General features: G+C 60.1%; 18 protein-coding genes and 1 riboswitch. Of the genes, 3 read left to right on the top strand and 15 right to left on the bottom strand.

Going from position 1 to position 23,107, the window contains the following annotated elements:
* Positions 1-43: 43 nt before the first annotated feature.
* The 4 genes from nspC to RLW41_RS21885 all read right to left on the bottom strand — a co-directional run bounded on the left by nspC (position 44) and on the right by RLW41_RS21885 (position 3,820).
* Positions 44-1,213 (bottom strand): carboxynorspermidine decarboxylase, encoded by a 1,170-nt coding sequence (gene nspC / locus RLW41_RS21900; RefSeq protein ID WP_414462868.1) that lies wholly within the window; start codon positions 1,211-1,213, stop codon positions 44-46.
* 33 nt (positions 1,214-1,246) lie between these two features.
* Positions 1,247-1,684 (bottom strand): hypothetical protein, encoded by a 438-nt coding sequence (locus RLW41_RS21895; RefSeq protein ID WP_414462867.1) that lies wholly within the window; start codon positions 1,682-1,684, stop codon positions 1,247-1,249.
* Positions 1,684-2,898: a saccharopine dehydrogenase family protein gene (locus RLW41_RS21890; RefSeq protein WP_409560092.1), complete on the bottom strand. Its 1,215-nt coding sequence runs from the start codon at positions 2,896-2,898 to the stop codon at positions 1,684-1,686. Before RLW41_RS21890 ends, RLW41_RS21895 begins: the two co-directional genes overlap by 1 nt.
* Positions 2,899-3,133: 235 nt before the next feature.
* Positions 3,134-3,820, bottom strand: coding sequence for a class I SAM-dependent methyltransferase (locus RLW41_RS21885; protein ID WP_409560091.1), 687 nt, complete (start codon positions 3,818-3,820; stop codon positions 3,134-3,136).
* A gap of 214 nt (positions 3,821-4,034) precedes the next feature.
* On the opposite strand from RLW41_RS21885, the gene RLW41_RS21880 reads away from it, so the two are divergent.
* Entirely contained in the window at positions 4,035-4,865 is an 831-nt protein-coding gene (locus RLW41_RS21880; RefSeq protein ID WP_414462866.1) for a hypothetical protein, read from the top strand.
* 9 nt (positions 4,866-4,874) lie between these two features.
* On the opposite strand, the gene RLW41_RS21875 is transcribed toward RLW41_RS21880, so the two are convergent.
* From RLW41_RS21875 to RLW41_RS21825, 11 genes are all read right to left on the bottom strand, one after another.
* A complete protein-coding gene (locus RLW41_RS21875) occupies positions 4,875-5,423 on the bottom strand; it encodes a c-type cytochrome (protein ID WP_409560089.1) in 549 nt (182 codons plus the stop codon).
* On the bottom strand, positions 5,410-6,702 hold the full coding sequence (gene soxC / locus RLW41_RS21870) for a sulfite dehydrogenase (RefSeq protein ID WP_414462865.1): 1,293 nt from the start codon (positions 6,700-6,702) through the stop codon (positions 5,410-5,412). Before soxC ends, RLW41_RS21875 begins: the two co-directional genes overlap by 14 nt.
* Before the next feature lie 25 nt (positions 6,703-6,727).
* Positions 6,728-7,549: a quinoprotein dehydrogenase-associated SoxYZ-like carrier gene (locus tag RLW41_RS21865; protein ID WP_414462864.1), complete on the bottom strand. Its 822-nt coding sequence runs from the start codon at positions 7,547-7,549 to the stop codon at positions 6,728-6,730.
* 181 nt (positions 7,550-7,730) lie between these two features.
* On the bottom strand, positions 7,731-9,515 hold the full coding sequence (atzF, locus tag RLW41_RS21860; RefSeq protein ID WP_414462863.1) for an allophanate hydrolase: 1,785 nt from the start codon (positions 9,513-9,515) through the stop codon (positions 7,731-7,733).
* Positions 9,512-13,132: an urea carboxylase gene (gene uca / locus RLW41_RS21855; RefSeq protein ID WP_414462862.1), complete on the bottom strand. Its 3,621-nt coding sequence runs from the start codon at positions 13,130-13,132 to the stop codon at positions 9,512-9,514. The genes atzF and uca overlap by 4 nt, the downstream gene beginning before the upstream one ends.
* Positions 13,133-13,137: 5 nt before the next feature.
* Complete coding sequence (locus RLW41_RS21850; RefSeq protein ID WP_414462861.1) at positions 13,138-13,785, bottom strand: urea amidolyase associated protein UAAP2; 648 nt, start codon at positions 13,783-13,785, stop codon at positions 13,138-13,140.
* Positions 13,785-14,516 (bottom strand): urea amidolyase associated protein UAAP1, encoded by a 732-nt coding sequence (locus tag RLW41_RS21845; protein ID WP_414462860.1) that lies wholly within the window; start codon positions 14,514-14,516, stop codon positions 13,785-13,787. The genes RLW41_RS21850 and RLW41_RS21845 overlap by 1 nt, the downstream gene beginning before the upstream one ends.
* Before the next feature lie 103 nt (positions 14,517-14,619).
* Positions 14,620-15,456 (bottom strand): ABC transporter ATP-binding protein, encoded by an 837-nt coding sequence (locus tag RLW41_RS21840; RefSeq protein ID WP_414462859.1) that lies wholly within the window; start codon positions 15,454-15,456, stop codon positions 14,620-14,622.
* Positions 15,453-16,271, bottom strand: a complete 819-nt coding sequence (locus RLW41_RS21835; RefSeq protein ID WP_409560081.1) for an ABC transporter permease — start codon at positions 16,269-16,271, stop codon at positions 15,453-15,455. Before RLW41_RS21835 ends, RLW41_RS21840 begins: the two co-directional genes overlap by 4 nt.
* 45 nt (positions 16,272-16,316) lie before the next feature.
* Positions 16,317-17,327 carry a putative urea ABC transporter substrate-binding protein gene (locus RLW41_RS21830; RefSeq protein ID WP_409563271.1) on the bottom strand — a complete coding sequence of 337 codons (1,011 nt, stop codon included), beginning with the start codon at positions 17,325-17,327 and terminating at the stop codon, positions 16,317-16,319.
* 200 nt (positions 17,328-17,527) lie between these two features.
* A riboswitch (guanidine-I (ykkC/yxkD leader) is annotated at positions 17,528-17,635 on the bottom strand.
* A 134-nt stretch (positions 17,636-17,769) separates the two neighbouring features.
* On the bottom strand, positions 17,770-18,408 hold the full coding sequence (locus RLW41_RS21825; RefSeq protein WP_409560080.1) for a TetR/AcrR family transcriptional regulator: 639 nt from the start codon (positions 18,406-18,408) through the stop codon (positions 17,770-17,772).
* A gap of 258 nt (positions 18,409-18,666) precedes the next feature.
* Between RLW41_RS21825 and RLW41_RS21820 the strand changes: the two genes are divergently transcribed.
* Together RLW41_RS21820 and RLW41_RS21815 are read left to right on the top strand one after the other, a co-directional pair.
* Entirely contained in the window at positions 18,667-19,857 is a 1,191-nt protein-coding gene (locus RLW41_RS21820) for an efflux RND transporter periplasmic adaptor subunit (protein ID WP_414462858.1), read from the top strand.
* Between the two features lie 15 nt (positions 19,858-19,872).
* On the top strand, positions 19,873-23,043 hold the full coding sequence (locus RLW41_RS21815) for an efflux RND transporter permease subunit (RefSeq protein WP_409560078.1): 3,171 nt from the start codon (positions 19,873-19,875) through the stop codon (positions 23,041-23,043).
* Positions 23,044-23,107: the final 64 nt, after the last annotated feature.

Raw genomic sequence — 23,107 nt, 5'->3', positions numbered from 1 at the left:
GGGAAAGTTCCAACCGTTCCGCCGACCGACAACCGCAAAGCTTCTATCCTAATCGGTGCCGGAAATCATCGTAACCAAACGACCGCAGAACATGAATTGTTCCGTCCTCGTTGAGAACTGCGAGATCGGGCAATGGCACGCCGTTGAACGTGTTATTCTTCACGAAGGAATATTGCATCATATCGGTAAAGATGATGCGATCACCCACTTTCAACGGCGCGTCGAATGAGTACTCGCCGATGATGTCTCCGGTCATGCATGTCTTGCCGCCCAGGATATAACCGTGCGGTTTTCGGCCGGGTTCCGCCGCGCCAATAACATGTGGCGTATAAGGCACCTCTAGAACATCCGGCATATGCGTCGAGGCAGAAGCATCCAGAATAGCGATGTCCTTGCCATTGTGGTGTAGCCCCAGAACGGAGCCGACAAGGTATCCCGTATCAACGACGAGACCGGCGCCAGGCTCCAGAACAACGTCCACGTTGAACTCTGTTTTGAATGCCTTGATTGCGGCGATCAGCTTCGAAATGTCGTAGCCGGGCTTGTTGATGAAGTGGCCGCCGCCAAAGTTCACGACCTTCACGCGCCGGACATAGTCGCCAAACGCCCGCGCGACGTGCTCGATGAGCCCGACCGATCCCTCGTGGCTCGACTCGCACAGCGAATGCGTATGGAGGATGTCGACGTCGTCCCACGACACGCTGTCGAGCATGTCGCGCGTCGCACCGAACCGCGAGAAGGGCGCGCACGGATCGTAAAGCGCACCGCCAAGCGTGGCGTTCGAATAGCCCGGATTGATGCGGATGCCGATTTTGAGACCCGGCACCTCGCGGATCACGGCGAGATTGTCGATGATCTGCTGCGGCGAGTTGAAATAGATGTGCTGGGCGAGCTTCGTCAGGCGCGCAACCTCGCCTGGCGCGTAGGCCGGGGAGTAGACGTGCACTTCCTTGCCGAACTCGTCGTGACCAAGGCGCGCCTCGTACTCGCCACTTGCTGTCGTGCCATCCAGCATCTCGCGCATGATCGGAAAAGCGGCCGGCAGCGCAAACGCTTTCGTCGCCAGCAGGATCTTGCAGCCCGCCTCACGCTTGACCTCTGCGGCCCGCGCCAGATTGCGCTTCAACGCCGCCACGTCGAGCACATAGGACGGCGTCGCGATGGACTGCGCCCAGTCGAAAGACTGCAGGTTCAATTTGGAAAGGTCGGACACGTCGAGCCACCGATCAAACAGAAAAAGGGCGCTTTACGGCGCCACGCGAACAGGTCCGGCGGTCGTGCCGGGCCACTTGTAGATGAAGGTAAGATACGCAAGCGACACGTATATGGCCCCGAATGCCACGCCGCCAAGAAGGACTGCAGCTTCGTAGAGCGTCAGGCCATGCAGCCAAGGCGGCTGAGCATTACCGAACCCGGTGATCTCGCTGGCATGTGTCGCGAGCTTCGACCACGCGCGTTCGGTGCCGACCAGAAGGTCGTTCAAGCCCCACGTCAGCGCGCCCATGAATGCCAAGCCGAACGTGAGCATCGTGAACGCCAGAAGCCGCAGCGAAATGGGCGCCTCGCGAAGAAAGAGCCACAACCCGGCGATGTAAGCCGAGATCATTCCGAAACTCACCGAAAAGACCGACACGACAATGCCGGTCAATTCGTTTCTGATCGAAAGGATCTCGGCTTCGCTCATCAGGTCTCGACCGCGAACAGCTTCTTCTGGTCGGATTTGTCGATTTCCTTGGCGTGCCAGGGCAGGCCCTGCTCGGCGAGTTCATCAAGGAACGGTTCGGGCGGCAGCTGTTCGACGTTGAATACGCCTTGGCCTTTCCAGATGCCCTTAAACATCATGATCGCGCCGGTGACGGCCGGCACGCCGGTCGTGTAGGACACGGCCTGTGCGCCGACTTCTTTGTTCGTCTCGGCATGATCGCAGACGTTCCAGATCATGTAGCGCTTCTTCTTGCCCTTCTTCTCGCCTTTGAGGACGACGCCGATCGACGTCTTGCCGGTATAATTTTCGGCCAGCGAGGAAGGGGCCGGCAGCACCGACTTCAGAAACTCCATCGGGACGACGGGCGTGCCTTTGTAGTCGACAGGATCGATGCGCGTCATGCCGACGTTCTGGAGCACTTCGAGGTGCTTGATGTAATTATCCGAGAACGTCATCCAGAACCGGATTTGCTTCAGGCCCTTGATGTTCTCCACCAGGCTTTCTTCCTCCTCGTGATAGATGAGGTAGGATTTGACCGGCCCGACTTCCGGATAATCGATCATGGTCGAGATCGACAGCGGATCGATTTCGATCCACTCGCCGTCTTTCCAATACTTGCCGCGCTGCGTCACTTCCCGAAGATTGATCTCAGGGTTGAAGTTCGTCGCGAACGCTTTGCCGTGGCTGCCAGCGTTGCAGTCGATGATGTCGATCGTGTGAATCTCGTCGAACAGGTTCTCCTGCGCATAGGCGCAGAAAACGTTCGTGACGCCGGGATCGAAGCCGCAGCCGAGCACGGCCATCAGGCCCTTCTCTTTGAACTTTTCATGATACGGCCACTGGTATTTGTACGTGAACTTGGCTTCCTCACGCGGCTCGTAGTTGGCCGTGTCCATGTAATTGACGCCTGCTTCGAGGCAGGCGTCCATGATCGCCAGATCCTGGTAGGGCAGCGCCATGTTGATGACGAGATCGGGCTTGATCTCGTTCAGGAGCTTGACCGTATCCGCGACGATGTCCGCGTCGAGCTGATAGATCTCGATCGGCGTCTTGCACTCGGCCTGGACCTTCTTGCAGCTTTCGAGACGGCGAGACGCGAGATGGATCTTCTTGAAGACGTCGCGGTTCATCGCGCATTTCTTCGCGACGACCGAGCCCGCAGCGCCTGCCCCGATGATGAGTACGTTGTCCAACGACCGCTCCCAAAGTTGAAAGGCCGGTCATACCGGCTTGCGTAGCGCGTAAAGTCGCGCTGGGGGCCGGAAATAGGGCAGGCGCACAATTAATTCAATACGTTCCGTCGTTTGCCGCCGACAACGACGTCGAAGTCGATACAATTCCTCCAAAAAGAGAATTATGACAGTTTCTTGCTAAGCCGTTTACCGCAGTCCGGATCGCGGGCCACCACTGGCTGTGGAAGCCCGTTCCTTAATCCGGAAGCCGCCCAAGCTCGTAGATGGGGCAGACCGAACGCTGTTCCTCCGGCGGCCACCCGTACTGTCCAAGATTGAGGTCGGCCGCCTCGAAGCGGCGCAGGATCACAAGCCGGGCCGGAGCAAGATCCTCCTCCTTGAGCCAATTGGCATGCGAAATGAAAAGTTTGGCGGCTGGCGCCAGGCACCGCCCGATGTTGGCGAAGAACAAGCTCCGCTGCGCTTCGTTGCAATGATTGAGCACCGAGAACGCGATAGCGTGGTCGAACATCCGGTCGATGCCCTTCAGCTCGAAATTCGCCAGCGCGACGACCGTCGGCCGCTTTTCTTCAAGCCCGTGCTCGGCAATCAGGCGGCGGGCGGCCTCGACGAACGACAGATTGTAATCGAAGCCGTAGTAATGCCCGGCATTGAGATAGCGAATGAAATGGACGCCGGCGCGCAGCGGACCACAGCCAATGTCGAGCAGATTGGAAGACGTCTGCAAGCCACCCGCCCGAAGTAGCTCAAGCTGGAAGCGCCCGCGCGCATCCCATCCTTCGCTTCCCCCGCCGAGATGCTGTTTGTATTCGCCCCGTGCGATGGCGTTCCCATCAAGCACGAGGTCCGTATACTTGCCGGCTGCAGCACCCTTGACCTTCGACAGGCTTTTCAAGGCGCCGCGAAGCGTAATTACCCCCATCGGGTCATCCTGCTCCACTGACATACCGTGTTGGATTGGCTTACGGCATGCGAGTGCAGCGAACAGCTATCCGTGAGGCATAGGCTATCTTGCTGATCTCGGAAGCGAAATTGGTATTCTGTCGCGGTGGGCGGGACCGCGCGTCGCCTGATGATCGCCTCGTTTCTGACATTTCGATCAAGTCTCTGACGGGCAGCAAATCATCGGAGGACTGATGGTCGCGTGGAGCAATCCGCTCATCGCATGGGGATTGATGTACTTTGGCGCAATGCGGTTCCATACATCGTGTGAAGCACGCCTTCAGCCGTTGAGTTTTCGTGTGAAGAAGAAGGATGTGGCGGCATTTACTGGGAAAGGCGCTCTCGACGCCCGCCTTGATCGGATCGACGAACATCGCCCGATAGATCGTGTCTTCGTAATGGGGTGCGGCCGCTCCGGTACCTGGTTGTTAACGGGGCTCATGTCGACGTTCAAGGACACTTGCGTCGTTGCCAAGGAAGTTCCGGTCGAACTCTTCGCACAGCTGACGACGACCGGACGGACGCTCGTTCTGAAGCGCAACAACGTCTCGTTTGAACGCCTATCGCAGATCCCTGCGCGCATCAAAATTGCCTACGCAATCCGGCATCCCTTCGATGTTCTGACGAGCCACAATCCAACGAGCACGCACGTTTATCATATCGACGTCGCACGATGGCTCGGCGAGATGTCGGCGCTGCGGGCAGCAGTCGACGATGACAGACAAAACTTCTGCGTCGTCCGTTACGAAGACTTGGCGACCGACGCAGCGGGTGTTCAGAAAAAGCTTGCCGATGAACTCGGACTCGAAGTCGGAACGCCAGCCAGCGAGCTTGCCTCAGTCTTCAAGCCATCCGGCAAGGCTGAATCCGCGATGCACGGATTGCGCGGCATCGATACCAGATCACTGAACAAATACAGAAGTGATCCCAACCGCATCGCCTATCTGAAATCGATCAGGCCGCAGCTCGGCGAAACGCTCGACTGGGTCGCTACCCGTTTCAGCTACGACACGGCGTTGCCGTGATCGCCATGCTCATTTCTTTTTCTTGACGTCGATCCAGATGAAGCCGTTTCGGTTCGGCATTTCGACTTTCGGAAGCGTCTCCGCATTGATCACTTGGCTTTCGCCGATGACCTTGTTTGCTGCCAGCAGATAAGCGGTGATCGCATACGTTTCGTCGGCGGAGAGGGAACCCGGCGCTGCTGGCGGCATGCTGCGCGAAATGAAATCGAAGATCGTCGTCGCGAACGGCCAATAAGCGCCGATGGTTTTGTTTGGATCATCGCGCGTCGGTGGCGTCGGATCGCCGATAAGATCCTCGGCGGTCGCGCCTTCGCCGTGCGCGCCATGGCATCGCGCGCACTTTTCGGCATAAAGCACCCGGCCTTCCTTGGCCGTTCCATGCCCCGGTGGAAGTCCACGTCCGTCGGGGAAAATCGTCCGATTCCACGCGGCGGCTTCGGCGGCCGTCATGGTCTTGCCGAGATGCGGCGCTGCAACTTTACTGGCGTCCGCCGCGCCCACCGCATTGAACGGCGCTGCGGCGGCGAGCACGATGACGATATGTCTAAGCATAGACATGCGTGATCTCGCCATCCTCGTCGACAGCCCAGCTGACGATCGCATTGTAGTGAAAATATCCTTCTCGCCCGCGCTCCTTTACCAGGACATCGCGCTCCGGCTGAACGTAGCCCGTCTCATCCGTTGCGCGGCTCTTGAGGATCGAGGGCTTGCCGTCCCACGCCCAGGGAGCGCGAAAGCGCGTGAAGCAACGCGCCATGACCGGCTCTTGCAGATGCGCCTCAGCCCACGTCTTGCCGCCGTCGGCGGAAACCTCGACTTTCGCTATTCTGCCGCGACCGCTCCAGGCTAACCCTCGAATTTCATAAATGTTCGGGCCATACATCTTCTGCCCCGGCGATGGTGACGTGATGAGCGACTTCGCGTCCATGACGAACGTAAACATCCGCGCTTTGCCGGATGGCAGCAGTTCCGTGTATTTCGCCGTTTCATTGCGCGTCATTGCCGGTTGATCCGTGACGTGCAACCGCCGCAGCCATTTAACGTTCGTAATGCCTTCCCAACCCGGCACGATCAGGCGTAGCGGATAACCGTTCTCCGGGCGCAGCCGCTCGCCGTTCTGGTAAAGGCCGAGCATGGCATCGGCGGCAAGCTTCGACAGCGGCAGGCTGACATTCAACAATCCGGCGTCCGCGCCTTCCGCGATCACCCATGAGGCGGTCGCGTCGACGCCCGCTTCATCAAGTAAGATCGACAATGGCACGCCGGTCCATTCCGAGCATGAAACGAGGCCGTGAAATGCACCCACCGGGCGCTGGATCGGTTCCGAGTGCCAACCGGCGTTGCTGTTGCCGCCGCATTCGATGAAGAGAAAGCGCGACTGCATCGGATAGCGCAGGAGATCCTCGACCGTGAATTCCAGCGGCTTACCGACAAGGCCGTGAATGACGAGCCGATGCAGCGCCGGGTCGATATCTGGAACGCCGTCATGGTGGCGTTCGAAATGCAGCCCGCTCGGCGTCACGATGCCTGCGAGATCCTCCAGCGGCGTCCACGAAACGCCATCGCCCGAAGGCGTTCGATTGCCGCCGATATTGCGGATGACATACTTTTCGTATCTCGAAGGCAGGCCATACGTTGTGAACGGTCCGCCGGTATGGTGCAACCATGGCGGATCGGCAGGATCGAGCGGCGCTGCATTCTTCGTCTCGGCGGCCGACAGTGAACCCGCTGCTTGCGCCGAAGCCAGAACCATGCCGCCCTTGAGCAAAAGGCGGCGATCTAGAAGACCACCGCCCGCAACAGGCTTCAAATCAGTTTCTGTGAGCTTTCCGGCCACGCGGCCGTCTCGCGGGTCGTGAGCGTCAGGACTGGCTGGGCGTCGAATGACCGCTGAACTGCGTGCCTTCCGAATCCTCGGCTTTGACGTCCATCTTGTCCGCCGGGTTGCCTTGGTATGTGAAGCGGAAGTTCGGATCTTCGCTGATAGAGATGCCGCCTTCCATCGAAAAGATCAGCTTGCCGCCCGTCGTCACCGACAGCTTGTCGATGAAGCGCGCCGGCGGATACGCATGCGTGATCTGATCCATTGCCATGCCGGACGTATTGGGATGCTTGAGCATCACCTGCGCGACCTCGCTGCCGTCCTCTTTGCCGGCCGCCGTCTTGACGCGCATCTTACCCATCTCCTTGGCGGCCTCTTCTGGGTCCTTGCTCGCGGGTGCCGAGCAGCCGCCTGATGCCTTCACGAAGACGGTCGTCATATAGAGTTTGTTGTCGGTCGTTTCCGCGATAGCGCGAACGTCCGAGTATTGGTCGATGCGCACACGCGTCGCGAGCATACGCTCACCTGTTCCCGCCGCGTCGCCATAGTTGAACGTCGCAACGACCGGAGACGGATTCTGATCGATGACTAGGGTCAGCGACTTTACGTCAGCGGCGAACGGCGCCGGCATGCGTACGGTAATGGGGACGGTCGCCGCATCCTCGGCGCGCTTGGGAGCCTCAAGCGTAATTTTTCCTGCACCATCCAGAATTTCGCGCGAGCCGAAAGCATCCTTGCGAATGTCTGTCCATGCGCCTGGGTTGTTAACAGTGGGGCTTCCATCATCGGCGGCGAGAGCGCTGACGCTCATCGCGGCGATCAAAATAGCGGATCCCAAAAGTCCGCTTGCAGTTTTCCGCATCGTTTCCTCGCTTGCCGCCTTTTGGCGGTCTTTCATGCGCACTGAATGCCGAATTCGGAATGAAATACTACATCAACCCGGAAGACCGGGCCATCTTTTTCGCGAAAGTACGGCGCATCCTCTATTAAGAATACGCCTAACTGCCTCCATTCGTTACTAATTAGATCGAGAGGAGGCCGCGTCAAGCCACGGCCGTCCGGTTAAGCCATGCGCGCCAGCCGCCGAAATTCGTAATGTCCTCGGCGCCGACAGTGGCGTGGCTTTCGCACAGGAAGCCTTTGACGCGCCGCCCGTCTTCGAGCACCAGCGTTCCGATGCCGAGCGGCGCCGGGATCAACGCCACAAACGATCCGAAGGCGGCGTCATCCATTTCCCAGATCTCGACCTCGATCGCGCCCGGCCCGGTGCCTTCATAAACGAGTCCCGGCTTAGGCGGTGTTGTCCCCGGCAAGGAATAGAGCCGATAACCGGCAGCAGTTCGCGATGTCTCGCGGAAGATGGCGTCGCGCTCTGTCAGCTGGCTGTTGAGCGGCTGCCCACTGAGATGCGCGCCGACGACGGCGACCTGCACGGTCTTTTTCTTGGCCGGACGAACCGCGACCCGCATCGTATCGCCCAATGCTGCGTCGGTGGCGCCGAGCTTGGCATCGAGCAGTGCCCGGTGCACGGCATCGCCGATCGTCGCGAGCTTGCCGTCGGCAAACGCCCGGCCGATGAGGGTCACGCCGAACGGAATGCCGTCCTCGCGGAATCCGGCCGGAACCGCGAGCGCCGAAAGATCAAGAAGATTGACGAAGTTCGTATAGGCCCCGAGGTTCGAATTGAGCCGGACCGGATCGGCCAGCATGTCGGCGATCTTGTACGTCGTGCCGGCCGTCGGCAGGACCATGACGTCCATGCGCTTCCATTCGGCGTCCGCAGCGCGACGAAGCTCGGCGAGGCGATACATGCTCTCGAAGGTTTGCAGCGCGGTCTTGGCTTTGCCGCCGCGAACAATATCGGCGACCACCGGATTAAGGTCGTGTTCGGCCAGATCTTCGGTGGCGAACAAACGTTCCGCGACCCACGGTCCGTCATAGAGCATCGCCGCCGTGTCGCGAAATGGCGTGTAGTTGAAGGGCGTGATTTCGACGCCCAGGCCCGCGAGACGATCGATCGTATGGAGATAGAGCCGGCGGTATTCGCTGTCCTCGAAGAACGAAAGGGGCGAATTCGGTACGCCGACCTTCAAAGGGCGCCCGACACTCTCGACCGTGAACGGCGGCGCATCGGCGCGCGAGAAGCAATCGTCCTTGTCGAACCCAATGGCGGTCTCGGCAACCCTGGCAGCGTCCGCAACTGTCAGGGCGAAGATCGAAACCACGTCCTGGCTTTTGCAGGCTGGCACGACGCCACGCGTCGAGATCAGGCCTTTCGTCGGCTTCAGTCCGACAATGTTGTTGAAGGCAGCCGGCACACGTCCCGATCCGGCCGTGTCCGTGCCGAGCGAGAACGACACGAGACCGCCCGCAACGACGACAGCCGAACCTGAACTCGATCCTCCGGAAATATACTCCGGGTCAAACACGCTCGCCGGGATGCCATAGGGCGAGCGCGTTCCGTTGAGGCCCGTCGCGAACTGATCGAGATTGGTCTTACCGATCAAAATCGCACCGGCGGCTTCGAGCCTCTGGACGACGGTCGCCGATCGCTCCGGTGTGTACGCAAAGGCAGGGCAGGCGCACGTTGTCGGAAGTCCGGCGACGTCGATGTTGTCCTTGACGGCGAACGGGATGCCGTAGAGCGGTCCTTGCGTGATGCGCCGCGCTCGATCCTTTGCCGCTTCCTTGTCGACCAGCGTGATCCAGTCGGGCTGCACGCCTTTGGCCTGAATACGCGCGTAAATCTCGTCGATGACGGCTTCCGGCGTAATCTTCTTCGCTTCATAGAGCGCGGTCAGATGGCCGATATCGAGCGATAAAGTCACGCCGTCGCCTCCGCCTGCAATTCTTTCAAGATGACGAGTGTCTGTCCGAGCGAAACCGGCCGACCTTCGGCACATCGAACCTCATGAACGACGCCGCTGGTCGGCGCAGGAACGGCCATTTCCATCTTCATCGACTCGACGATAATCAATGTCTCGCCTTCGGAAACCGCGGTACCCGGTTCGACAAGGACTTTCCAGACACTCCCCGGCACAGGACTTTCTACCGCAGTCGCCCCCGGCGGCAACGCGGCATCGGCGTCATGGTCCTCGAAGGTGTCGGCCGAGCTAGCCGCCCCTTCCTGGTCGCTCTGTTGCCAACGCGCCCGCTCCGCTTCGAAAGCCGCCTGCTGCCGCGCTTTAAAAGCCGCAATCGTCTCGGCGTTTTCGGCGGCGAACGCCTGATAGTCCTTCAGACTGAACGTCGAAGGTTCAATTTTGACGTCCACTTGACCTTCGAGAAACCCGTCGCGGAAGGCCAGAAGCTCTTCACCGGAAACTGGATAGAACCGAATCTGGTCGAAGAAGCGCAACAGCCACGGCGAACCGGCCTCGAAAGCATTCGTCGTCCGGTAGGTATTCCAGACTTGGCACGTCCGCCCGAAGAGCTGATAGCCGCCCGGTCCCTCCATGCCGTAGATGCACATGTACGCGCCGCCGATGCCGACGACGTTGTCCGGCGTCCACGTCCGGGCCGGATTGTACTTCGTGGTCACGAGGCGATGGCGCGGATCGAACGGCGTCGCCACCGGCGCGCCAAGATAGACGTCGCCAAGGCCGAGCACGACATACGTCGCGTCGAAGACGATGCGAAGAACATCTTCGATGGAATCGAGGCCGTTGATCCGCCGGATGAACTCGATGTTCGACGGGCACCACGGCGCATCCGGCCGAACGCCCTGCATGTACTTATCAATTGTCTTCTGCACCGCCGGGTCATTCCAAGACAGCGGCAGATGAACGATGCGCGACGGCACCTCGACATCGCTCAGATCGCCAAGCGTGTCTTCGATGGCCGAGAGCTCCGCCAGCAAATCTTCCAGCGGCAACGTCGTACCGTCGTAATGGATCTGCAGCGAACGGATGCCGGGAGTCAGATCGAGAATGCCGGCAAGCTTGCGCCGTTCGAGCGCCGTCATCAGAGCGTGTGCGCGGAACCGCAGCGTGAAGTCGAGAATGATCGGCCCGTATTCGACGAGCATGTAGGCGTCGCCGGCACGGCGATAGACGACGCGCGGGTTGTCGCCCGACGCTTCACGGCTACCGATCACGCAATCATCGGCGCCCCACTTGCCGTTCGGAAACGAGGGTGCGGCGATGGACTTCAGCGACGCGACTTCCGCCGCTTGCTTTGCCAGTCGAGCCGCAGCGGCTGCGGGCGTCAACCGCACGAAGCGAACTTTATCGCCAGGGCGCAATTGCCCCATCTTCCAAAGTTCCGCCTGCACGATCGTCACTGGACAGACGAAACCGCCGAGTGACGGACCGTCGGGGCCGAGGATCACCGGCATGTCGCCCGTAAAGTCGACCGCACCGATGGCGTAGGCATTGTCGTGAATGTTGCTTGGATGCAGTCCCGCTTCGCCGCCGTCGGTCCGCGCCCACACGGGCTTCGGTCCGATCAGGCGAATGCCGGTCGGGTTCGAATTGTAATGGACTTCCCAATCTGCCGAGAAAAACGTGTCGATGTACTCCGGCGCGAAGAAGTCCGGCGCGCCGTGCGGCCCATAGAGAACGCCGATCTCCCAGGTATGCGTCAGCGTTGGCATGAGGTCGGCAGAAAGGCCGGGCACCGGCGGTTGGCTCGCCTCCGTGCCGACATGCAGCACGTCCCCGGTCATCAGCACGCGGCCGCCGTGGCCACCGAATTTGCCGAGCGTGAATGTCGATTTGCTGCCGAGATAGTTCGGAACATCGATGCCGCCGCGAACGCCGATATACGCGCGCACGCCAGGACCTTTAACGCCGCCGACTTTCAGAACTTGCCCAGCCTTGACGGCGAATGGTTGCCAATAAGCCACCGGCTCGCCATCGAGCGTTGCGGCAAGCTCGGCGCCGCCAAGGCAAACGGTCGTGTCGGTATTGAAACGCAGCGTCGGGCCGGAAAGCGTGGTCTCGATCGTCGCCGCGTTCTCATCGTTGCCGAGCAGGCGATTGATGAGACGATGCGACAGCGGATCCATCGGCCCCGAAGGCGGTACGCCAACGGCCCAATAGCCGACGCGTCCCGGCCAATCCTGGATCGTCGTCTGAGTGCCGGGGGAGAGAACCTCGATTGTCTCCGCTTTGTAGACGAATGTCTGCAGCGTGCGCGTCAGCATCTGACCGGTGCCGAATACCTCCGAGCGCGACAGCTGACGCAGATAATCGAGGTTGGTTTCAAGCCCGCCGATGCGCGTCGCATCGAGCGAAGTCTGCAATCGAGATAGCGCTTCTTCACGCGATGCGCCCTTGACGATGATCTTGGCGATCATCGGATCGTAAAACGGAGAGACTTCTGATCCGCTCTGTACCCACGTTTCGATGCGTGTCTCAGGCGGCCAGGTGACCTCCGTGAGACGTCCCGAACTCGGCCGGAAATCGCGGCCAGGATCTTCGGCATAAAGGCGAACCTGAATCGACGCACCCTTTGGAGAAAGCGTCGCTTGGGCAGGAAGCTGCAACTCGTTCGCCGCTTGCCGCACCATCCACTCGACGAGATCGACGCCGAAGACTTCTTCCGTCACGCCATGCTCGACCTGAAGCCGCGTGTTGACTTCTAGAAAATAGAATTCGTTTGTCTCAGCGTCGTAGAGATATTCGACCGTTCCTGCGCTTTCGTAATTCACCGACTGGCACAGACGCCGCGCCGTGTCCCAAAGCGCCGTGCGCGTTGCCTCCGGCAGGTCGGGAGCAGGCGTCTCTTCGATGACTTTCTGATTGCGCCGTTGTGCCGAGCAATCGCGCTCGCCGAGCGAGACGACGTTGCCCTTGCCATCGCCGAAGATCTGCACTTCGATGTGCCGCCCGCGCGCCACATACTTCTCCAGGAAGATGCCAGCGTCCTTGAAGTTGTTACGAGCGAGACGCTCGACACGCTCAAACATCGGCGCAATCTCGTCGGCGGACGAGACGAGCTGCAAGCCGATGCCACCGCCGCCCGCCGTGCTCTTGATCATCACCGGATAGCCGATGCGCTGGGCTTCGCTTTTCGCATGCTCGACATCGCGAATAAGCCCTGAGCCCGGCGCCAGCGGTACGTTAGCTTCGAGTGCCAGCTCGCGCGCTTTGTGCTTCAGGCCGAAGGCGCGCATGTGCCGCGCCTTAGGGCCGATGAATGCGATGCCGACTTTTTCGCAGGCTTCCGCAAAATCGGGATTTTCCGACAAGAAGCCGTAACCCGGATGGATGGCCTCGGCGCCCGTCTTCTTCGCAGCATCAAGAATGACGTCATACTTCAGATAGCTTTCGGCCGCAGGCGAGGGGCCGATGGCGACGGCCTCTCCCGCTTGCATGACGTGCATAGAATGACGATCCGCTTCCGAATAGACGGCGACACTCGCGATGCCCATCCGGTCGAGCGTCCGGATGATCCGGCAGGCAATCGCGCCGCGATTGGCGATCAGAACTTTGCGAAACATCTGCGTTACGCCCCCTTCGCCCAGACGAGCACTTCAATCGGCGTCGGATTGTAGGCGTTGCACGGATTGTTGAGCTGCGGGCAGTTCGAGATCAGCACGATGACGTTCATGTGCGCCGTCATCTCGACATACTTGCCGGGCGCCGACAGCCCGTCCTCGAACGTCAGGCCGCCGTCGGGCGTCACGGGAACGTTCATGAAGAAGTTGATGTTGTGGCCGATGTCGCGCTTCGAAAGTCCGTACTGCTCGTTCTCCGCAATCGCCAGCATGTAGCTGTCGCGGCAAGCATGCATCGATTTCTTTTCGAGCGCATAGCGGACCGTGTTGCTCTCGGTCGCGCACGCTCCGCCGAGTGTATCGTGGCGGCCGACGGTATCGGCCGTGATCGTCAGCATCGGCCGGCAGAGGTCCGACAGCAGAACCGTTCCCGCCGTCAGATAAATGTTGCCCTGCTCGCGGATCGTATCGGATGCCGAATAACGCTCGCCGGGATTATCGGCGTTGAAAAACAGCGTATCGGCGGCCTGGTTGCCTTCGAGATCGAGAATGCGAAACGTCTCACCCTCACGGACGACGTGCATCCAGTAGTCGCCAGCCGGAACGACACGCCGATAGATCGCATCGGCATCGCGGAAGGTGCTTTCTTTGATCATCAGTGTGCCTCCTCGCAGCAGCTGGCGAGAAAGATCCGGTTGTTTTCGAAGCCGCGGCCATTCTCGGGGCGCGAGAGGCGCGCTGGGTCGTCATCGGCAGCTGGCGGCCCTTCGAAAATTTCGAATCCCACGGCTTTGCGCGGATAGCTGTTGGCAGGATTGAACGGATGTGGGCAGGTGTGGAACAGCACCAGCGTTTCCATCTCGAAACGCAGCTCGACCTGCGAACCGGCCTTCGCCGCAGCGGAATCGAGCGACATCGCACCACTATCCGCGACGACGACTTTGCTGAACCAGTTGACGTTCGCCGCGAGATCGCGCCGCGTCAGGCCGTATTTCGCACCTTCGACGAGGAAACTGTCGTGGCCATTCTGCTGCCAGTCGTTGCGCGCGGCCTGATAGCTCTTCTCACCCCACTTGCGCGTGACGGTGGCCTTCGTCGTGTTGCCCGAGACAGTGTCGTGCCAGCCAAACGTGTCACCGACGATCGAGCAAAAGATGCGCCCCATGTCGGAGTAGAGGCAATGACCCGTCGTCAGCTTGAACGTGTGCTGACATTTGAGCGTATCGGGCGCGTTGTAGCGCTCCAGAAGGTTTTGCGGATTGTAGAACAGCATGCCGATATTGGCGCCGCCTTCGACGTCCGTCAGCCGCAGTCGCATATTGCGCCGCATAAGCAACGACCAGTGCTTACCGCCCGGTAGCGTATCGGTATAGATCAGGTTTCCCATCGTCGACTCCCAACGCAAGAGCACTCCACTCTTTGCGTGCCGGTCCGGGCCGTCCCGGGTTGGTCATAGCCGCCAGGGTCGTCCCTGGCGGAGGCATGTCGTCTTACGAACGCGACTCCGAATGCCCGCCATCCGCCGGAATGGCGGGCGACCCCGCGATTTTCGGCGGCCAAATATCGATGTCCTTGGTGATGGTCGCGCCCTGGGGCAACACGACGCCGTTCATGCCCGGCGTGATGTCGGCCGACAGGCGCGCGCCATAGCGCTCGGCTTCTTCGGGACGATCACGCGTACGTTCGAAGGCGATGATGCGCGTGCCGAGCGCGAAGGCCTCGCGCAAATCGTGCGTGACCATCACGACGGTCAGTTCCGATTCATTCCAGATGCGGCGCATCAGAACGTGGATGTCGGCGCGAATGCCGGGGTCGAGCGCTCCGAACGGCTCGTCGAGCAGCAGGATCTTCGGCCGCCGCATCAGCGCCTGCGCGAGCGCCAAGCGTTGCTGCATGCCGCCCGATAACGCCGACGGATATTTCTTCTCGTTTCCCGAAAGCCCGACCGCCTTGAGCAACTCGCGAGCCTCTTCCTCAGCCTGTCTGCGCTTCGGACCGAACAGTCGGCCGAGGCCGCCGCTTTTCTCAAATTCCCGCCCGATGACGACATTGCCGAGCACTGTCAGGTGCGGGAACACCGAATAGCGCTGAAACACGACACCACGATCTGCGTCAGGCTCGGGCTTCAGAGGTTGACCGGCGACCGTGATTTTTCCGCGCGTCGGCTTCTCTTCTCCGAGCAGCATGCGCAGAAACGTGGTCTTGCCGCAGCCCGACGGACCGACGAGCGCCACGAAGGCACGCGGCGCAATTCTGAGATCGATCTGTTCCAGAACGACGTGATCGCCGTATTCCTTCCAGACCTTATCGAAGACAATTGCGCTCATTGAGCCCTCGCTTGAGCAAACCACGGGAAAGCCTTCCGTTGCAGGATGCGCAAACCAAGATCCATCAGGAAGGCGAGGAAGGTGATCCACGCGACATACGGCAGGATCACATCCATCGAGAGATAGCGGCGCACGAGGAAGATGCGATAACCAAGGCCGGCATCTGCCGCGATGGCTTCGGCCGCGATCAGGAACAACCACGCTGGTCCGATCTCGAAGCGCACGGAGTCGAGGAGACGCGGCAGTGTCTGCGGCAGGATCACACGCAGCGCGATCTGCATGCTCGATGCGCCGAGCGTCTGCGCTTTGATCAGCTGCTCGCGTGGAATGTCTTCGACGCGCAAAGCGATGTCGCGGATCAGCTTCAGCGACGTGCCGACGACAATAAGTGTAATCTTTGAAGCTTCGCCGAGGCCCATGATGATAAAAAGAATAGGTAACAAGGCGAGCGGCGGCACCATAGATAAGACGGCAATGACCGGCCCGAACGTTGCGCCTGCGACCGGCAGTAAGCCGAGCACGATGCCGAGAACCAGCGCTATGATCGTTGAGATCGCAAGACCCGTAACGAGCCGCGTCAAACTCGCGGTCGTGTCTTCCCATAAAAGATAGTCGCCGGTGCGCGCGTCGGGCTTCAGTGCATAGTCGTCGATGGCCTGGCCCATTTTCGAGAAGCTCGGCAGCAGCTTGTCGTTCGGGTTTTCCGCCAGTCGGATGCCTGACCCGATCATGTAGGCCAGAATTAGAAGTGCGAATGGCAGGAGGGCAAGCGCAAGCCGCCACGTTCTGTCAGGACGATAGTTTATGGCGCGCATGCATCCGCCTTCCTGCGATTATTGTGGGATGAGACGTGTGCGAGCCTAGAGCTTGCCGTCTTCCGCTTCTTTCATGAACGACGCGTCGTAGCGGAACTTCACGTTCCCCTTGTCGCCGAAGACGGTCTTGTCGGGAAATTCGACGCCGATCGCGCCGGCCGACTTCGCGTCCTTGCCGAGCAGCGCCTTCTCGAACAGGAAGTTCGAGACGAGTTCCGTCGTCTTCTTGAGTTGCTCGCCCGTCGTGAAGGCCACGGCGTCCTTCGGCGCGGAGAAGAGCATCGTCGTCGCAAGCTGCTCATCGAAGCCCTTGAGATCGGTGCCAGAAGCTTTTGCCATCGCTTCCTTCGCCGTGGTTCCGTCCTTCATCGCTGCCAGCGTCTCGTACCAGATGCCGACGAGCGCCTTCGCGAATTTCGGATTGTCCTTCAGGACGTTTGTGTTCACGACCATCAGGTCGATGATCTCGCCGGGGATCTGCGAGCTGTCGAACACCTTGTGCGCGTCAGGCGATTCCAGGATCGTCGAGACGATCGGCTTCCAGGTCACGACCGCTGTCACGTCGGGCGTCTTGTAAGCTGCTGCCATATCGGCGTCGGACGTGTTGACGACCTTCAGATCCTTTTCGGCGAGCCCGACGGTCGGCAGTGCTCGGGCCAGCAGATAATGCGAAACCGAGAACTCCACGAGATTGACGTTCTGTCCCTTGATGTCGGCGAGCTTGTCCTTGTTCTTCAGGATGATCGCGTCGTTGCCGTTCGAGAAGTCACCCACGATCACGGCCGTCGTATCGACGCCGCCTGCTGCCGGAATAGAAAGAGCGTCCATGTTCGTAACGGTCACGGCATCGAAAGAGCCGGCCGTGTATTGGTTGATCGATTCAACGTAGTCGTTGAACTGCTTCACTTCGATGTTGATGCCGTACTTGTCGGCCCACTTCTTCACGATGCCGGAATCGGCCGCGTATCCCCACGGCATCCAGCCGACATAAATCGACCAGGCGACCTTGAAGTCTTTTTTCTCGGCGGCGTTGGCCGGCGATAGGGCAAACCCCATCACGGCCGCGGCGCCAATCACAGCTTTCAGAATTGTCGTGACGGAATAGCGCATTGCTGACCCCTGTCCTTGTGCTGGTCACTCAAATCAGACCGCAAGGGCGCCGGTTCAGGAAGCGGGCGGGGATCCTCGAATACGCGCGGAAAATGCGCACAGAGGGAGGCCTGTCCGTTCGAGAGCCGAAGCAACTCGCGGTGTAGGTCTCCCGGGCTTTTATCCCGCCGTGGCTCCGCCGCGCTGCTCGCGAGGCGGGAGAGCCTCTCTCGGACCTGACACTTGGAAAAGCCGGAACCCTAGAGGCGTTATGCATCGCTGCGCTGCACAAGCTGTGCCAGTTCATATTCGTCGAAAATACGTGATTTTATCGCGGTGTTTGCGCGGAGCTCTGCTAATCACTTGAGCACGGCGCCTAGTGCATGAGCATGCCGTCGGCGTTCGGCGATTATTTTGCAGCATCGCGGGGGCTGGCGGCGAGAAGGCTGCGCAGCATGGCAACGAGACGCGACGCCGGTCCGGCGCCGCCGCACTGCAGGCTGATGCGAGCCCCTTCGAACAGCAGGAAGACTTCGTCTGCGAGCCTTTCCGGCTCCCGATAGCGTGCAGCGCGGAAGACTTCGACGAGCCGGTCATGCTTCCGCCGCTTATAGGCTTCGATCACCCCGCGTGCCGGATGTCCGGGATCGAGCTCCACTGCGGCGTTCGCGAGCGCACACCCACGCTCACTCTTATTGGATAGAACATCTTCGACATGATCGATCCAAGCGGTGAGCTTTTGTTCGGGCGTACCAAGGCCTTCGCCCAGAAGGCGGTCCAGGATTTCGACATTTTCTCCCGCCAGCTGCTCGACGTAAGCGACGATGAGGTCGTCCTTCGAACGAAAGTGCCGGTAAAGCGTCATTTTGTTCGTAAGGGCGGTCTCGGCGATGGCTTCGACGCCGACGATGTGCACGCCGAACCGATAGAAAAGCTCACGTGCCGCAAGCAAAATTCGCTCGCGCGGCGGCTTCCCGGCCAGGATCGCGCTGATTTCAGAGCGCAACTCGCTGAAATTGCGCACGTCCTTGTCCAGGGTGGTTCCCATCGCCCTCTTGACGAAAAAGTTAGCCGTCGTTAGCTGTGTTACCGATCGGTAACTGCGTCGGGGACTCGCTATCATGACTCCCTGGACCTGTCATTCGGTTGTTCAGCGCTTGCGCTCCATAGGGTGGGGTCCGAGTAAATTATATCGGCGAGCCCGCCCGTGTGGGTGACGCCGTAGAATCTGACGTTCAATGCCACGAGTTAACCGAAGCGCTCGGCTGATGCATTGACGCAAAATTTCGTGATGGAGAAAGACAGCGTGTTCCAAAGATCCGCTCCCATCGTCGCGGCTCTGCTCTTTCTTTCCGCAGCCATGTCGGGGTGCAGCGAGGAGAAGTCCGTCGCTCAGACGGCGCCTCCGCCGCCGCCGCAGGTCACCGTCGCCAAGCCGGTCAAAAAGGTCGTGACCGACTATGACGAATACGTCGGCCGCTTCGTCGCGCTCGATTATGTCGAGGTGCGCGCTCGTGTCTCCGGTTATCTCGACAAGATCCATTTCACCGACGGCCAGATGGTCAAAGTCGGCGATCCGCTCTTCACGATTGACCGTCGGCCCTTCCAGGCGGCGCTCGATCAGGCCCAGGCGTCCATCGCGCAAGGAAAAGCCAACTTGGCGTTCGCCGAGGCCGATCTCGAACGCGGCAAAAATCTGCCCGTCGGGACCGTCATCACGCAGCAGACGCTCGATCAGCGGGTGCAGGCCGAACGCGTCGCGCAGGCCAATGTGACGGCGGCGGAAGCCTCGACACGTCAAGCGTCGCTGGATCTTGAGTTCACCGAGCTGACTGCGCCGATCTCCGGCCGCATCGGCGATCGTCGTGTTTCCATCGGCAACCTCGTCACCGGCGGTACGAGCGGCAACACGACCTTGCTCGCGACCATCGTCTCCGTCGATCCGATCCGTTTCGAATTCACGATGGATGAGGCGTCTTACCTCCGCTATCTCGATGCAGCCTCGGTCAAGCGCGCCGACAGCGTCGATCGCGGCTTGAGCCTCGATGCTGACTTGAAGCTGATCAACGACAAGGATTTCGTGCATCACGGCCGCATCGACTTCGTCGACAACGCCATCAACCCGTCGTCCGGCACGATCCGCGGCCGCGCCGTCTTCAAGAATGCCGATGGCCGCCTGACGCCGGGCATGTTCGGTCGCATCCGCATCGCTTCCCATCCGCCCGAAGAGGCGCTCCTCGTTCCCGACGATGCCATCGGCACAGAGCAGGTTCGCAAGTTTGTGTTGGCCGTCGACAAGGACAACGTCGCGAAGCCCAAATACGTGACCCTCGGTCCGGTGATTGACGGCTTGCGTGTCATTACGGCCGGACTGACCGCCGACGACACGATCATCGTCAACGGATTGATGCGCGTGCGGCCCGGTTCGAAGGTGACGCCCCAACAGGCGACGGCAGACGCTTCGAACCCGAAGGACCAAATGGTCCGGACCAACTAGAGAACGGACCGTTCCATGCGTCTTTCGCACTTCTTCATCGATCGGCCTATCTTTGCGGCCGTCGTTTCGATCGTTTTTGTGATCATCGGCGCGGTGTCCGTCAGCCGTTTGCCGATCGCACAGTATCCGGAAATTGCACCTCCCGTCGTCAACGTGACGGGGCAATATCCGGGTGCCAGCGCGAGTATCGTCGCGGCGACGGTCGCAACGCCGCTCGAGCAGCAGATCAACGGTGTCGAGCACATGCTGTACATTTCGTCGAACTCGACGAATGACGGCCGCTTCTCGATTTCGATCACGTTTGATATCGGCACCAACCTCGACATCGCGCAGGTTCAGGTCCAGAACCGCGTGCAGATCGCGCTTCCCCGACTGCCGGCCGACGTGCGAAACATTGGTGTGACGGTCGCGAAAGCGTCGCCCGATCTCATGATGGTCGTGCATTTGTTGTCGCCCGACAACTCCCGCGATACGCTCTTCATCTCGAACTATGCCAACGTCAACGTCATCGACCAGTTGAGCCGTATTCAAGGTGTGGGTTCAGTCACGGTCTTTGGCGGCCGCGATTATTCGATGCGCGTCTGGCTCGATCCCGACAGGCTGCAGTCGCTAAGCTTGACCGCCGACGACGTCGTCACTGCGCTTCGCGGACAGAACGTTCAGGTCGCGGCGGGCGTTCTCAATCAGCCACCTTTGCCAAATCCTGGCGCCTTTCAGATTACGGTGCAGACGTTAGGCCGATTGGTGGATCCGAAAGAGTTCGGAAACATTGTTGTCAAGCAGACATCGAATTCGGTTGTCCGCGTGAAGGATGTCGCGCGGGTCGAGCTTGCGGGTCTCGATTACGGCATCAATTCCTATCTCGATAAGCAGGCCGCGGTCGGTCTTGGCATCTTCCAGCTGCCCGGCTCGAACGCCATCGAGACGGCGAAGAAGATCAAAGACGAGATGGAGGAAATTTCAAAGAATTTCCCGCCGGGCCTCAAGTATACGATCGTCTATAACCCGACCGACTTTATTCAGCAGTCTGTCGATGCGGTCGTTCATACGATCCTCGAAGCCATCGTGCTCGTCGTGATCGTGGTCGTGCTGTTCCTGCAGACGTGGCGCGCGGCGATCATACCGATCGTGGCGATCCCCGTATCCCTTGTCGGCACGTTCTTCCTCATGGCGCTGTTTGGCTTCTCGCTGAACAACCTGTCGCTGTTCGGTCTCGTGCTCGCCATTGGTATCGTCGTCGACGACGCGATCGTCGTCGTCGAGAACGTCGAACGCAACATGTCGAACGGGCTCAGTCCACGCGAAGCCGCATATCGGACGATGGAAGAAGTCGGCACCGCGTTGATCGCCATCGCCCTGGTGCTGAGCGCTGTCTTCGTGCCGTCGGCGTTCATCACAGGCATCTCTGGCCAGTTCTATCGGCAGTTCGCGCTGACGATCGCGGGCGCGACCGTCATCTCGTTGATCGTGTCGTTGACACTGTCGCCCGCGCTTTGCGCTCTCCTGTTGAAGCCCCACGCCGAGCACGAACGCCACAGCATCATCACGTGGCCGATCCGAGCGTTCTTCAATGCGTTCAACTGGAGCTTCGAGAGGCTCTCGCACGGGTACGGCTGGCTCGCTAGCCGCGCCGTTCGCTTCGCAGTGATCATGCTCGTCATCTATGCGGGTCTTATCGCGTTTGGCCTGAACGAGTTCCGCAAGACGCCGGTCGGCTTCATTCCCGATCAGGACGGTGGCTACCTGATTACCGTTGTCCAGCTTCCTCCGGCCGCATCGCTCGAGCGTACCGACGCGGTGAACCGGCGGATCGTCGACATGGCGCTGAAGATTCCCGGCGTCGCCCATTGCGTCAGCCTCGTCGGCTTTTCCGGTGCGACACGCGTCAACGCGTCGAACACCGGTGCCGTCTTCGTGGTGCTGAAAGACTTCGCCGAGCGCGCCAAAGATCCCAAAATGTCGGCGGCGAATATCCGCACCGAACTGCTGAAAAAGTTCTCGGCGATTCAGGAAGGTCTCGTTCTGGTCGTTGCGCCGCCACCTGTTCGCGGTCTCGGCAACGCTGGCGGCTTCCGTATGATGGTCGAAGATCGCAGCGGCGCGGGCTCGCAGGCATTGCAGCAGGCCGTCAATGCGATGATGGCCAAAGCAGCCCAGACGCAAGGCGTCCGGCAGGTCTTCTCGCTGTTTGAGACGGCAACGCCGCAGCTCTTTCTCAACATCGACCGCGTCAAGGCTGAGATGCTCGGCATCAATATTCCGGACGTCTTCTCGGCGTTGCAAACCTATCTGGGATCGCTCTACGTCAACGACTTCAACATCCTGGGACGCACGTTCCGTGTCACTGCGCAGGCTGATGGCGCCTTCCGCCTGACCCCGCAGGATGCGCTAAATATCCGTGTCCGAAACAACAACGGCGATACGGTTCCGCTTGGGTCGTTCGTGACTGTGAGTGACATTTCCGGTCCGTCGCGTGTTCCGCGCTACAACCTCTATCCGGCTGCCGAACTCGATGGTTCGGCGGCGCCCGGCTATTCGCAGGGCCAGGCGATCAGCATCATGGAGAAGATGGCTGATGAAACACTGCCGCCCGGCTTTAGCTACGAATGGACCGATCTCGCCTTCCAGCAGATCCGCGCCGGCAATACGGCGGTGTTCGCTTTCGCGCTCGGCGTCGCGTTCGTGTTCCTTGTGCTGGCCGCGCAGTTTGAAAGCCTGACGCTGCCGCTTGCGGTCATCTTGATCGTGCCGATGAGCTTGATCGCGTCGATCTCCGGCGTCGTCATCCGCGGTATGGACAACAACATCCTCACCCAGGTCGGCTTCATCGTGCTCATAGGTTTGGCGGCAAAGAACGCGATTCTAATCGTGGAGTTTGCTGAGCAACTTGAAGGTCAGGGCCGAAACCGCTTTGAGGCGGCAACGGAAGCTGCACGGCTCCGAATGCGGCCGATCATCATGACGTCGCTCGCCTTCATTCTCGGCGTCGTTCCGCTGGTCTGGGCAGTCGGCGCCGGCGCCGAGCTTCGTCAGGCTCTCGGCACGGCGGTGTTTTCGGGCATGATCGGCGTGACGTTCTTCGGCTTGATCTTCACGCCGGTGTTTTACGTCGTCTGTCGTTGGCTCTCTAGTTTGCGCCGCAGCCGGCCGGAGCAGAGCGAATCGCCCGCGCATCCGGCGGAATAAAAATCTCGGCCGGTTCCTCATCGGTGCAAGCCTCGCACATGACGCCGGAGTCAAACTCGACTCC

Origin of the sequence: Hyphomicrobium sp. DY-1, from assembly GCF_047497105.1 — a bacterium.
GTDB lineage: Bacteria > Pseudomonadota > Alphaproteobacteria > Rhizobiales > Hyphomicrobiaceae > Hyphomicrobium_B.
This window is presented reverse-complemented; position numbering and strand designations above follow the sequence as displayed.